Origin of the sequence: Streptomyces longisporus (assembly GCF_039532765.1) — a bacterium.
In the GTDB taxonomy this organism is placed as follows: domain Bacteria; phylum Actinomycetota; class Actinomycetes; order Streptomycetales; family Streptomycetaceae; genus Streptomyces; species Streptomyces longisporus.
In genome coordinates this window covers 139308-152756 of sequence record NZ_BAAASG010000017.1, presented here as the reverse complement: position 1 = coordinate 152756, position 13449 = coordinate 139308, and the positions used below count along the sequence as shown (strand labels likewise).

Sequence of the window (13449 nt, the reverse complement as noted above, 5' to 3'; positions counted from 1 at the left end):
CGACCGGGGGGCGACCCGGGGCCTACGCCCGCGACCGATGCGCCACATAGGCAAGCGTCCCCAGCAGCAGCCGTGCCGCCGGGGGTTTTGTGGCCGAGTCCAGGGCGGGCGGCCGCAGCCAGCGGACCGGGCCCAGACCGCCCCGGTCGGAGGGCGGGGCCGTGATGTAGGTGCCGGGGCCCAGGCCGCGCAGGTCGAGGGAGGTCGGATCGTCCCAGCCCATGCGGTAGAGCAGCTCGGGGAGTTCTGCGGCGGCTCCGGGGGCGACGAAGAACTGGGCGCGCCCCTCCGGGGTCGCGGTGACCGGGCCGACCGGGAGGCCCATGCGCTCCAGGCGGACCAGGGCGCGGCGGCCCGCGGGCTCGGCCACCTCGATGACGTCGAACGCCCGGCCGACCGCAAGCATGACCGACGCTCCGGGGAACTCACCCCACGCCTTGGTCACTTCGTCGAGCGTGGCGCCGGCCTGGACCTGGGGCGCGAACTCCAGGGGGTGCGCCCCCGGTGCGCTGCAGTCCGCCCGGCCGCAGGAACAGTCGCCCGCCGCGGCCCGGGCTCCCGGGACGGCGTCCCAGCCCCACAGCCCCGTGAACTCGGCGACGGCGGTGCACTCCGAGGAGCGGCCGCGCCGACGCGCGCCGGAGCGAATCTCCCGGATGCCGCCGATCGTGAAGCCCATGCCCCCTCCAACGGGTCCGACGCGTCGGTGGTTACGACGCGGATGCGGAACGTGACCCTGTGTTCCGGACGCATCGGCCCCGCGTGGTCCGGGCGGCGCTCGAAGTGCCCCGGGTGGTGAACTCGGCGGCGCACGCCCCTGAGTGCATCGCTCCGCCTACTCCGGGTTGGTCTATGTCAAGTGAATCGCGCCGAGGCGACACTGAGTTCATTCGAAGGGGTGGCGAATGGTGGCGTTTCCGGGATCGCCATGGCTGGACGGGTGATCGTAGGATTACTGTGAGTGTGCGAGTCCTGGGGGCACATGCACTCGTGGGTATGCCGGAGGCAAGTAGGCATCCCGTTCGAAGGGTGAGAACCGGCGGACGGGCGGCAGTGTTCACCGGCATTCTGATAGGGCTTGGCGCACTCAGCGACAAGTGGTCTCAGGGATGGGGGCGTTCCAGTGAGCGGCAACGGCGGAAGCGGGACGACCGCGACCAGCATGGACAAGCGCCCCAACGAGCTGCTCATGTCCTGGTTCGTGCGCAGCGGCTGGTCGAAGGGCGAACTCGCCCGTCAAGTCAACCGCAGGGCGCGTCAGTTGGGTGCCAACCACATCTCCACGGACACCTCCCGGGTGCGCCGCTGGCTGGACGGCGAGAACCCCCGCGAGCCGATCCCCAGGATCCTGTCCGAGCTGTTCTCCGAGCGCTTCGGCTGTGTGGTCTCCGTCGAGGACCTCGGCCTGCGCGCGGCCCGTCAGTCACCCTCCGTGTCCGGCGTCGACCTGCCCTGGACGGGCCCGCAGACGGTGGCCCTGCTCAGCGAGTTCTCGCGCAGCGACCTGATGCTGGCGCGGCGCGGCTTCCTCGGGACCTCGCTGGCCCTGTCCGCGGGCCCGTCCCTCATCGAGCCCATGCAGCGCTGGCTGGTGCCCTCGCCCCAGGCCCCGCAGTCGGAGCCGGAGCCGGAACCACCGGCATCGTCCCGCCGGCCCGGCAGGCTCTCCAAGCCCGAGCTGGACCTGCTGGAGTCCACGACGGTGATGTTCCGGCAGTGGGACGCCCAGTGCGGCGGCGGCCTGCGCCGCAAGGCGGTGGTCGGCCAGCTGCACGAGGTGACGGACCTGCTCCAGGAGCCCCAGCCCGAGGCCACCACGAGGAAGCTGTTCAAGGTCGCCGGGGAGCTGGCGGAGCTGGCCGGCTGGATGTCGTACGACGTCGGGCTCCAGCCGACCGCCCAGAAGTACTTCGTCCTCGCCCTGCACGCCGCCAAGGAGGCGGGGGACAAGCCGCTCGGCTCTTACATCCTCTCCAGCATGAGCCGCCAGATGATCCACCTCGGCCGGCCCGACGACGCGCTGGAACTGATCCATCTCGCGCAGTACGGCAGCCGGGACTGCGCGAGCCCCCGCACCCAGTCGATGCTGTATGCGATGGAGGCCCGCGCCTACGCCAACATGGGGCAGCCCGGCAAGTGCAAGCGGGCGGTCCGGATGGCCGAGGACACCTTCGCGGACGCGGACGAGTGGGACGAGCCGGACCCCGACTGGATCCGCTTCTTCTCCGAGGCCGAGCTGCACGGCGAGAACTCCCACTCGTACCGTGACCTCGCCTATGTCGCGGGCCGCAGCCCCACGTACGCGTCCCTGGCCGAGCCCGTGATGCAGCAGGCCGTCGAGCTGTTCTCCCGGGACCCCGAGCACCAGCGCTCGTATGCACTGAACCTGATCGGCATGGCCACGGTGCATCTGCTGCAGCGTGAGCCCGAGCGCAGCGCGGTGCTGGCCGAGCAGGCCATGCACATCGCCAAGAAGGTCCGCTCCGAGCGCGTGAACACTCGTATTCGAAAGACGGTGGACACGGCCGTACGCGATTTCGGGGATCTCGCCGAGGTCGTGGACCTCACCGAGAAGCTCGCCGTCGAACTACCGGAGACCGCCGAGGCGGTCTGAAAACCCTTGGCCCCGGCCGCGGCCGGCCCTCCCGAACTGCCCGACTCGGCTCCCCCATGCCAGGTCATCGGAAGGCCGCCCGTGGCCGGTTTTCTCCTTCGGTGAAGGTTGCGCCACGATAACGATGGACCCGCCCGACATCCGGCAGTTCATCGAGGCGTAACACACAGGGCGCCTTCGTCACGGCGGCGAAACAACGAGGGGCTTCCAACGAAACCGCGCTGCGCCAATCTCATGGCGCATAACCGGCCCACCCCTCATGACCGCTTCAGGCTTCGCCCGCACGGGGCCGTACCAACGACGAGGAGACGCCGATGGCACCAGCCATCACGCTTGCCGCGGAGGCACCCAAGCTGTCCTCCGCGAACACAGGCTTCATGCTCATTGCATCCGCTCTGGTACTGATCATGACGCCGGGCCTCGCCTTCTTCTACGGAGGCATGGTCCGCGTCAAGAGCACTCTCAACATGCTGATGATGAGCTTCATCAGCATGGGTATCGTCACCATTCTGTGGGTGCTCTACGGCTTCTCCCTCGCCTTCGGCACGAACAACGGCCTCATCGGCTGGGACTCCAACTGGTTCGGCCTGAGCAAGATCGGTCTGACGGAACTCTGGCCCGGATACACGATCCCGATCTTCGTGTTCATGGTCTTCCAGATGATGTTCGCCATCATCACTCCGGCCCTGATAAGCGGCGCCCTCGCGGACCGCGTCAAGTTCTCGGCCTGGGCGCTGTTCGTCGCCCTGTGGCTCACGGTTGTCTACGTCCCGGTCGCCCACTGGGTCTGGGGTGCCGACGGCTGGGCCTTCAAGCTCGGTGTGATCGACTTCGCCGGTGGTACCGCGGTCCACATCAACGCCGGTGCGGGCGCGCTCGGCGTGATCCTCGTCATCGGCAAGCGTGTCGGCTTCAAGAAGGACCCGATGCGCCCGCACAGCCTCCCGCTGGTCATGCTCGGCGCGGGTCTGCTGTGGTTCGGCTGGTTCGGCTTCAACGCCGGTTCGTGGCTCGGCAACGACGACGGCGTCGGCGCGCTGATGTTCGTCAACACGCAGGTCGCCACCGGTGCCGCCATGCTGGCCTGGCTCGCCTACGAGAAGATCCGCCACGGCGCGTTCACCACGCTGGGCGCCGCCTCCGGCGCGGTCGCCGGTCTGGTCGCGATCACCCCGTCCGGTGGTGCGGTCTCCCCGCTCGGTGCGATCGCCGTCGGCGCCATCGCCGGTGTCGCCTGCGCCGCGGCCGTGGGCCTGAAGTACAAGTTCGGCTACGACGACTCCCTCGACGTCGTCGGCGTCCACATGGTCGGTGGCATCATCGGCTCCCTGCTCATCGGCTTCTTCGCCACCGGCAAGGGCCAGTCGACCGCGACGGGCGTCTTCTACGGCGACCACTCCTTCACCCAGCTGTGGAAGCAGTGCGCCGGTGTCGGTGCGGTCCTCGCCTACTCCCTGATCGCCTCCGCGGTCCTCGCCTTCCTCCTCGACAAGACCATCGGCATGCGGGTCACCGAGGACGAGGAGATCTCCGGTATCGACCAGGCGGAGCACGCCGAGACCGCATACGACTTCAGCGGCGCGGGTGGCGGCATCGCCGGATCCGCCGCTTCGGTCCTGGCCGCCACGGAGAGCAAGAAGGTGGACGCATGAAGCTCATCACCGCCGTCGTGAAGCCGCACCGGCTCGACGAGATCAAGGAGGCCCTGCAGGCCTTCGGAGTCCATGGCCTGACGGTCACCGAGGCGAGCGGTTACGGTCGTCAGCGGGGCCACACCGAGGTCTACCGCGGTGCCGAGTACACCGTCGACCTGGTTCCCAAGATCCGTATCGAGGTACTGGCCGAGGACGACGACGCCGAGCAGCTGATCGACGTCATCGTCAAGGCGGCCCGAACCGGCAAGATCGGTGACGGCAAGGTCTGGTCCCTCCCGGTCGAGACGGCCGTACGGGTCCGGACCGGCGAGCGCGGCCCGGACGCGCTCTAACCGAAGAAGAAGGACAGGAGCTGCTGGGTGTCGAGCACGGACGTGCACAAGGAAGCGGAAGACTCGGGACCCAGCGGCTACGCGGCGGCCCGGCTGCACCTCCTCACCGAGGGGGCGCAGTCCGGGCCGCCGCGCCGTACCGCCCTGTCCGAGCTGACGGACGACTGGCTGACGGGACTGTTCGCGGCGGGCGCCGAGGGGCTGCGCGGGGTCTCCCTGGTCGCTGTCGGCGGCTACGGCCGCGGTGAGCTCTCCCCCCGCAGCGACCTGGACCTGCTCCTCCTCCACGACGGCAGCGACCCCAAGGCGGTCGCCGCCCTGGCCGACCGCATCTGGTACCCCGTCTGGGACCTCGGCCTCGCCCTGGACCACTCGGTCCGCACCCCCGCCGAGGCCCGCAGGACGGCCGGGGAGGACCTGAAGGTCCAGCTCGGCCTGCTGGACGCCCGCCACATCGCCGGAGACCTGGGCCTGACGGCCGGTCTGCGGACGGCCGTGCTGGCGGACTGGCGCAACCAGGCGCCGAAACGTCTCCCCGAACTCCAGGAGCTGTGCGCCGAGCGCGCCGAACGCCAGGGCGAGCTGCAGTACCTGCTGGAGCCGGACCTGAAGGAGGCCCGCGGCGGTCTGCGCGACGCCACCACCCTGCGGGCCGTCGCCGCCTCCTGGCTGGCCGACGCCCCGCGCGAGGGCCTCGACGACGCCCGGCGCCGACTGCTCGACGTACGCGACGCCCTGCACCTGACGACCGGTCGGGCGACCGACCGGCTCGCCCTGCAGGAGCAGGACCAGGTCGCCGCCGAGCTCGGACTGCTCGACGCCGACACCCTCCTGCGGCAGGTCTATGAGGCCGCACGCGTCATCTCGTACGCCAGTGACGTCACCTGGCGCGAAGTGGCACGCGTGCTGCGGTCGCGTGCCGTACGGCCGCGGCTGCGCGCCATGCTCGGCGGCGGCAAGCCCGTCCCGGAGCGCTCCCCGCTGGCCGAGGGCGTGGTCGAGCAGGACGGCGAGGTGGTGCTCGCCCGGGCCGCGCGCCCCGAGCGCGACCCCGTCCTGCCGCTGCGCGCCGCGGCCGCCGCCGCACAGGCCGGCCTTCCGCTCTCCCTGCACGCCGTACGGCGCCTGGCGGCGACCGTGCGCCCCCTGCCCACGCCCTGGCCCGCCGAGGCCCGCGAACAGCTGGTCACCCTGCTCGGCTCCGGACACCCCACCATCGACGTCTGGGAGGCACTGGAGGCGGAAGGCCTGATCACGCGGCTGCTTCCGGACTGGGAACGGGTGCGCTGCCGCCCGCAGCGCAATGCCGTGCACATCTGGACCGTCGACCGGCACCTGATCGAGACCGCCGTACGCGCCTCCGAGTTCACCCGCCGCGTGCACCGCCCCGACCTGCTCCTGGTCGCCGCTCTGCTGCACGACATCGGCAAGGGCTGGCCCGGCGACCACTCGGTGGCCGGCGAGATCATCGCCAAGGACGTGGCCGCCCGTATCGGCTTCGACCGCGACGACGTGGCCGTGCTCTCCACCCTCGTACGCCACCATCTGCTCCTGGTCGACACGGCCACCCGCCGTGACCTGGAGGACCCGGCCACGGTCCGCTCGGTCGCGGAGGCGGTCGGCTCGCAGCACACCCTGGAACTGCTGCACGCGCTGACCGAGGCGGACGCCCTGGCCACCGGACCGGCCGCCTGGTCGTCCTGGCGCGGCTCGCTCGTCGCCGACCTGGTCAAGCGGGTCGCCGCCGTGCTCGCCGGGGACGTCCTCGACGAGCCCGAGGCCGCCGCGCCCACCGCCGAGCAGGAACGGCTCGCCATCGAGGCGGTCGCCACCGGCAGCCCGGTGCTGTCCCTGCGCGCCCAGACCGAGCCGCCGACGGAGGAACAGCCCTCCGGTGACCCGGAGCCGCTCGGCGTCGAACTGCTCATCGCCGTACCGGACCAGGAGGGCGTGCTGCCCGCCGTGGCCGGTGTCCTCGCCATGCACCGGCTGACCGTACGCACCGCCGAGCTGCGCACCCTGGACCTGCCGGACGGCGTCGAGGGCTCGGTCCTGCTGCTGGACTGGCGGGTCGCCGCCGAGTACGGCTCGCTGCCCCAGGCGGCCCGGCTGCGGGCCGATCTCGTACGGGCACTGGACGGGTCCCTGGACATCGCCGGGCGCCTCGCCGAGCGCGATGCCGCGTATCCGCGCCGCCGGGGTGTCGTGGCGCCGCCGGCGCGGGTGACGGTCGCCTCGGCCGCGTCCCGGCTGGCCACGGTGATCGAGGTACGTGCGCAGGACGCCCCCGGACTGCTCTTCCGCATCGGGCGGGCGCTGGAGGACGCGAGCGTACGGGTCCGCAGTGCGCACGTCTCCACGCTGGGCGCGAACGCCGTGGACGCCTTCTACGTGACCGGACCCGAGGGCGCGCCCCTGCCGGGCGACGAGGCGTCGGCCGTGGCGCGGAAACTGGAGGAGACATTGCGGGGGTGACCCAGCCGTAGGAGCGGGCGGGGACGATTGTCTTGCGCGGCCCGATACCCTGGAAGACGCTCACACTGACCCCGACTCCGAGGACCGACGCCGCCGTGTTCGACACTCTCTCCGATCGCCTCTCAGCGACCTTCAAGAATCTGCGCGGCAAGGGGCGTCTGAGCGAGGCGGACATCGACGCCACCGCGCGCGAGATCCGTATCGCGCTGCTCGAAGCGGACGTGGCCCTGCCCGTCGTCCGCGCGTTCATCAAGAACGTCAAGGAGCGCGCCCTCGGCCCCGAGCTCGCCGATACGCGGTACCCCGCCCAGCGGGTCCTCGACATCGTCAACGACGAGCTGGTCACCATCCTGGGCGGCCAGACCCGCCGCCTGCGGTTCGCCAAGCAGCCGCCGACCGTGATCATGCTCGCGGGTCTGCAGGGTGCCGGTAAGACCACCCTGGCGGGCAAGCTCGCCAAGCACCTCAAGGAAGAGGGCCACTCGCCGCTCCTGGTCGCCGCCGACCTCCAGCGCCCGAACGCGGTCACCCAGCTGAGCGTCGTCGCCGAGCGGGCCGGCGTGGCCGTCTTCGCCCCGGAACCGGGCAACGGCGTGGGGGACCCGGTCCAGGTCGCCAAGGACTCGATCCAGCATGCGAAGACCAAGGTCCACGACATCGTCATCGTCGACACCGCCGGCCGCCTCGGCATCGACCAGGAGATGATGCAGCAGGCCGCGGACATCCGGGACGCGGTCTCGCCGGACGAGATCCTCTTCGTCGTCGACGCGATGATCGGTCAGGACGCCGTCAACACGGCGGAGGCCTTCCGCGACGGCGTCGGCTTCGACGGTGTGGTCCTCTCCAAGCTCGACGGCGACGCCCGCGGTGGTGCGGCCCTGTCGATCGCCTCGGTCACCGGCAAGCCGATCATGTTCGCCTCCAACGGCGAGAAGCTGGACGACTTCGACGTCTTCCACCCCGACCGGATGGCCGGCCGCATCCTCGACATGGGTGACCTCGCCACCCTGTTCGAGAAGGCGCAGAAGGAGTTCAGCGAGGAAGAGGCCGCCAAGATGGCCTCCAAGCTCGCCTCCAAGAAGGGCCAGGACTTCACCCTGGACGACTTCCTGGCCCAGATGGAGCAGGTCAGGAAGATGGGCAGCATCTCCAAGCTGCTCGGCATGATGCCCGGCATGGGCCAGATCAAGGAACAGATCAACAACATCGACGAGCGGGACGTCGACCGCACCGCCGCCATCATCAAGTCGATGACCCCGGCCGAGCGCCAGGAACCGACGATCATCAACGGTTCGCGCCGGGCCCGTATCGCCAAGGGTTCCGGCGTCGAGGTCAGCGCGGTCAAGAACCTCGTCGAGCGGTTCTTCGAGGCCCGCAAGATGATGTCCCGCATGGCCCAGGGTGGCGGTATGCCGGGTATGCCCGGGATGCCGGGCATGGGTGGCGGTGCCGGCCGGGCCAGGAAGCAGCCGAAGAAGGCCAAGGGCAAGCAGCGCTCCGGCAACCCGATGAAGCGCAAGCAGCAGGAGCAGGAGGAGGCCGCCCGCCGGGCCGCCGCCGCTCAGGGCGGAGGCGCCTTCGGTGTGCCGGGTCAGCCGGCGCCGCAGGACTTCGAGCTCCCGGACGAGTTCAAGAAGTTCATGGGCTGAGTTCACCCGGTGCGCGTGCCAGGGGCGGGGCGTTGTCGTAACGTCCGCTTATGACCAACCCCGCCCCGCCGCGCAAGTCGCCCGACCAGCCCTGGCGTACCGAGGGCACTCCCGAGGAGCCGCCGAGGCCACCGGGCGGTCGGAAGATGCGCGGCGGCTGGTGGAGCCTGATCCTGACCGCGCTGGTCGTGTATCTGATCGCGAATCTGATCCTGTCGTTCTTCAACGAGGGCAACGAGCCCACGATTTCGTACACCGAGTTCAGCAAGCAGGTCGACGCGGGCAACGTCAGCAAGATCTACGCCAAGGGCAATGCGATCCAGGGCCAGCTCAAGAAGGGGCAGAAGAGCCCGCACGGCGGCGGCAAGTACACCAAGTTCAGCACCGAGCGGCCGACGTTCGCGAGCGACAAGATCTGGGACGACCTGACCAAGCACAACGTCACCGTGACGGCGGAACCGGTCGTCCAGCACCGCAGCTTTCTGGCCAATCTGCTGATCTCGCTGGCCCCGATGCTGCTGCTGATCGCCGTATGGGTCTTCGTCGCGCGGCGGATGAACACGGGGCTCGGCGGCGCGGGCGGAATGCTCGGCCGCAAGGCGCCGCCCAAACCGGTCGAACTGCAGCCGGGCGCCCAGCGCACGACCTTCGAGGACGTGGCGGGCATCGACGAGGTCGAGGGTGAGCTCAACGACGTCGTCGACTTCCTGAAGAACCCGGACGCCTACCGCAGGATGGGCGCGAAGATGCCCCGGGGCGTGCTGCTCGCCGGCCCGCCCGGCACCGGAAAGACCCTCCTCGCACGTGCCGTCGCCGGTGAGGCCGGCGTGCCGTTCTTCTCGGCGTCGGCCTCCGAGTTCATCGAGATGATCGTCGGCGTCGGCGCCTCACGGGTGCGTGAACTGTTCGCGGAGGCCCGCAAGGTGGCGCCGTCGATCATCTTCATCGACGAGATCGACACCATCGGACGGGCCCGCGGCGGCGGCTCCGGCATGGGCGGCCACGACGAACGCGAACAGACGCTGAACCAGATCCTCACCGAGATGGACGGCTTCTCCGGCTCGGAGGGCGTCATCGTCATCGCCGCCACCAACCGCGCCGACGTCCTGGACCCGGCGCTGACCCGCCCCGGCCGCTTCGACCGGGTGGTCATGGTCTCGCCCCCGGACCGCGGTGGCCGCGAGGCCATCCTGCGGATCCACACCCGCGAGATCCCCCTCGCGAAGGACGTCGACCTCGGCCAGGTCGCCCGTACGACCCCGGGCATGACCGGCGCCGAACTGGCCAACCTCGCCAACGAGGCCGCCCTGCTCGCCGTCAAGCGCAAACAGGAGCGGGTCACCCAGGCCGACCTCTCCGAGGCCCTGGAAAAGGTCCAACTGGGCGCCGAACGGCCTCTTGTGATGCCCGAGGAGGAGCGCCGCCGCACCGCCTACCACGAGAGCGGCCACGCCCTGCTCGGCATGCTCCAGCCCGGCGCCGACCCCGTCCGCAAGATCACCATCGTGCCGCGCGGCCGGGCCCTCGGCGTCACGCTCTCCACACCGGAGTCCGACAAGTACGCGTACACCGAGGAGTACCTGCGCGGCCGGATCATCGGCGCGCTCGGCGGCATGGCGGCGGAGCAGGTCGTCTACGGCGTCGTCACCACCGGTGCGGAGAACGACCTTGAGCAGGTCACGGGCATCGCCCGCGGCATGGTCGCCCGCTGGGGCATGAGCGAGCGCGTCGGCCGCCTGTCGGCCCTGCCCGGCGACGCCCAGCAGGCGTACGGCCTGGCCGCCGCCCCGCAGACCCTCGACGTGATCGACGGCGAGATGCGCCGGATCGTCGACGAGTGCTACGAGGAGGCGTGCCGCAAGCTGACCGACCACCGCGGCCAACTGGACGCCCTCGCCCGGGCCCTGCTGGAGCGGGAGACTCTGGAAGAGGCGGACGCGTACCGGATCGCGGGGATCACACGGCTGGAAAAGGCGGAGGCGCCTGACGCGTCCGGGGTCTAAGGGGTGCGGGCGATCAGGTACCGGAACACGTTCGGCATCCACACCGTGCCGTCCCGGCGCTGATACTGGTGCAGGGCCTCCGCCAGTTCCTTGTCCACCTGCGCCTGGTCCGTCGCGGAGATCGCCGCGTCGAACAGGCCCGTCGACAGCAGGCCCCGCACCGCGCTGTCCACGCCCGCGTACCCGAACGGGCAGGCGACCCGCCCGGAGCCGTCGGGCTTCAGACCCGCCCGCTGCGCGACCTCCTCCAGGTCGTCACGAAGGGCGGGGCGCCAACTGCCCGCGCTGCGCAGCGGATCCGCCAGCCTGGTGGCCACCCGCAGCACGGACGACGTGGTGCAACGTTCCGGCGGACCCCAGCCGGCGAGCACCACGGGCGCCCCGTGCCCGGCGAGCGGTGTCGCTGCCTGCAGCAGCCCGCCGAGCCCCTCCGAGTCGCCCGCCAGACACCCGATCGGCTCGAAAGCCGTCACCAGGGTGAACGCGGGCGTCTCCGCGTCGCCCGCGGCCACGAGGTCTTCGGGCGAGCCGTCGACGATCCGGGTCCCTGCACGTGCGCGCGTGCCCCACGCGTCCGGGAGGAGCCGCTCCCGCGCGAGAGCCAGGCGTTCGGGGGAGGAGTGGTCGACACCGGTGACCGCCGCGCCTCTGGAGGCCGCCATCAAAAGGGCCAGCCCGCTGCCGCAGCCGAGGCCCAACAGCCGGGTGCCGGGGCCCACTTCCAGTCGCTCGTAGACGGCCTCGTAGAGCGGGACCAGCATCCGCTCCTGGATCTCGGACCAGTCACGCGCGCGTGCACACAGGTCCACACGGGGCGCCTGGCCCGCAGGGGACGGGTGCTGCCGCACGAGCGTAGGTGTCATGTAAAGCGCCCCAATCCGCCGAGAGTTGCCCCTGTACCCGATTCCATGGCCCCCGTGACGTGCGCTCGCACTCCCCCCGTATGCCAGATAACTCCGCACTCGACCGCTCGTCCAGGGGTAGTGGGGCCCGGCTTGTGGGTTGCATATGCGGGCGAAAAGAATTCACATCCCGGCAACGTGGGCCCCTACCATCGCGCCCATGGCAAAGGCTCCCGTTCTCACCCCGCGCGCGGACGACTTCCCGCGCTGGTACCAGGATCTGATCACCAAGGCCGAACTGGCCGACAACGGCCCGGTGCGCGGCACCATGGTGATCCGACCGTACGGGTACGGGCTCTGGGAGCGGATGCAGGCGGAGATGGACGCCCGGATCAAGGAGACGGGCACCCAGAACGCGTACTTCCCGCTGCTGATCCCGCAGTCGTACTTCGCGAGGGAGGCCGACCACGTCGAGGGCTTCGCGCCCGAGCTGGCCGTGGTCACCCATGGCGGCGGCAAGGAACTGGAGGAGCCCGCGGTCGTCCGCCCCACCTCCGAGATGATCATCAACGACTACTTCTCGAAGTGGGTGCAGAGCTACCGCGACCTGCCCCTGCAGATCAACCAGTGGGCGAACGTGGTCCGTTGGGAACTGCGGCCCCGTCTCTTCCTCCGTACGACCGAGTTCCTGTGGCAGGAGGGCCACACCGCGCACGCCACGTACGAGGAGGCCCGCGACTTCGCCGCGCACATCCAGCAGCACGTCTACGGGAACTTCCTGACCGAGGTCCTCGCGACGGACTTCGTCTCCGGCCGCAAGACGGCCAAGGAGCGCTTCGCCGGCGCCGTCAACACCCTCACCCTCGAAAGCATGATGGGCGACGGCAAGGCGCTCCAGATGGTCACCAGTCATGAGCTGGGCCAGAACTTCGCCAAGGCCTTCAACACCCGGTATCTGTCCAGGGACGGCAGGCAGGAGCTCGTCTGGCAGACCTCCTGGGGCTCCACCACCCGCATGATCGGCGCCCTGGTGATGACTCACGGAGATGACAACGGCCTCAGGGTCCCGCCGCGGCTCGCGCAGATCCAGGTCGTCGTCCTCGCGATCAAGGGCGAGGAGGCGGTTTTGGCCAAGGTCCGTGAGCTCGGTGACCGATTGCGGGCAGCGGGCCTGCGTGTCCACGTCGACGACCGCACCGACACCCCCTTCGGGCGCCGGGCCGTCGACTGGGAGCTGAAGGGCGTGCCCGTACGCATCGAGGTCGGGCCCCGTGACCTGGAGAACGGCACGGCGATGCTGGCCCGCCGCATCCCCGGCGGCAAGGAGCCGGTGCCGGTCGACTCCCTCGTGCCGCTCCTGCCCGCGATCCTCGAGGAGGACCAGGCGCTCCTGCTCGCCGAGTCCCGCGAGCGCCGCGAGTCCCGTACGGCCGACGTGTCGACGATCGAGGAAGCCGTCGAGGCGGTCGGCGCCGGCGGCTGGGCGCGCATCCCCTGGGCGGATCTCGGCGAAGAAGGCGAGGCCAGGCTGGCCGCGCACGCGGTGACCGTACGGTGTCTGGTCGCTGCCGACGGGTCGGTGCCGGCGGCCGACGACGCGCCCGGTAACGTCGCGGTCGTCGCGCGCGCTTACTGATACAGGGCCGTTCCGCCGTGGACGCGACCGAAACGCCCCTTGCGCACCTGCGGATCACCCCCGCACCGGCGCGTGGACACCGTCTACGCGCCGGGTCGTAGAGCGGGCTACGTACCGGCTTGGGACGAGCTGTGAGGTTTCTCCGCAGATCAGCGCACCCGCCCTCGTCGGGACGCATCAGCGGCAACTGACGGGTACGTGCAAATTATTTGGGATGGCCCGGAATAGGAACACATTCGAGGC

The 13449-nt window shown here is 70.4% G+C and carries 9 protein-coding genes; 7 read left to right on the top strand and 2 right to left on the bottom strand.

The features are described 5' to 3' along the window. Positions 1–22 precede the first annotated feature (22 nt). On the bottom strand, positions 23–679 hold the full coding sequence (locus ABD355_RS34460) for a bifunctional DNA primase/polymerase (protein WP_344404851.1): 657 nt from the start codon (positions 677–679) through the stop codon (positions 23–25). 444 nt (positions 680–1123) lie between these two features. On the opposite strand from ABD355_RS34460, the gene nsdA reads away from it, so the two are divergent. The 6 genes from nsdA (at position 1124) to ftsH (ending at position 10728) form a co-directional block, all read left to right on the top strand. Continuing rightward, positions 1124–2614: a transcriptional repressor NsdA gene (nsdA, locus tag ABD355_RS34455; RefSeq protein WP_344404850.1), complete on the top strand. Its 1491-nt coding sequence runs from the start codon at positions 1124–1126 to the stop codon at positions 2612–2614. 314 nt (positions 2615–2928) lie between these two features. Next, positions 2929–4266, top strand: coding sequence for an ammonium transporter (locus tag ABD355_RS34450; RefSeq protein WP_344404849.1), 1338 nt, complete (start codon positions 2929–2931; stop codon positions 4264–4266). Next, positions 4263–4601 (top strand): P-II family nitrogen regulator, encoded by a 339-nt coding sequence (locus ABD355_RS34445; protein WP_003997576.1) that lies wholly within the window; start codon positions 4263–4265, stop codon positions 4599–4601. Before ABD355_RS34450 ends, ABD355_RS34445 begins: the two co-directional genes overlap by 4 nt. Before the next feature lie 27 nt (positions 4602–4628). Next, a complete protein-coding gene (locus ABD355_RS34440) occupies positions 4629–7076 on the top strand; it encodes a [protein-PII] uridylyltransferase (protein ID WP_344404848.1) in 2448 nt (815 codons plus the stop codon). Between the two features lie 95 nt (positions 7077–7171). Then, positions 7172–8725 carry a signal recognition particle protein gene (gene ffh / locus ABD355_RS34435; protein WP_344404847.1) on the top strand — a complete coding sequence of 518 codons (1554 nt, stop codon included), beginning with the start codon at positions 7172–7174 and terminating at the stop codon, positions 8723–8725. 50 nt (positions 8726–8775) lie between these two features. After that, positions 8776–10728: an ATP-dependent zinc metalloprotease FtsH gene (gene ftsH, locus ABD355_RS34430; protein ID WP_344404846.1), complete on the top strand. Its 1953-nt coding sequence runs from the start codon at positions 8776–8778 to the stop codon at positions 10726–10728. Here the strand turns inward: ftsH and ABD355_RS34425 are convergent. Beyond that, entirely contained in the window at positions 10725–11591 is an 867-nt protein-coding gene (locus tag ABD355_RS34425; RefSeq protein WP_344404845.1) for an MDR/zinc-dependent alcohol dehydrogenase-like family protein, read from the bottom strand. The two genes, ftsH and ABD355_RS34425, sit on opposite strands and share 4 nt — an antisense overlap. A 199-nt stretch (positions 11592–11790) precedes the next feature. Between ABD355_RS34425 and proS the strand changes: the two genes are divergently transcribed. After that, a complete protein-coding gene (gene proS, locus ABD355_RS34420; protein ID WP_344404844.1) occupies positions 11791–13206 on the top strand; it encodes a proline--tRNA ligase in 1416 nt (471 codons plus the stop codon). The last annotated feature ends 243 nt before the right edge of the window (positions 13207–13449 follow it).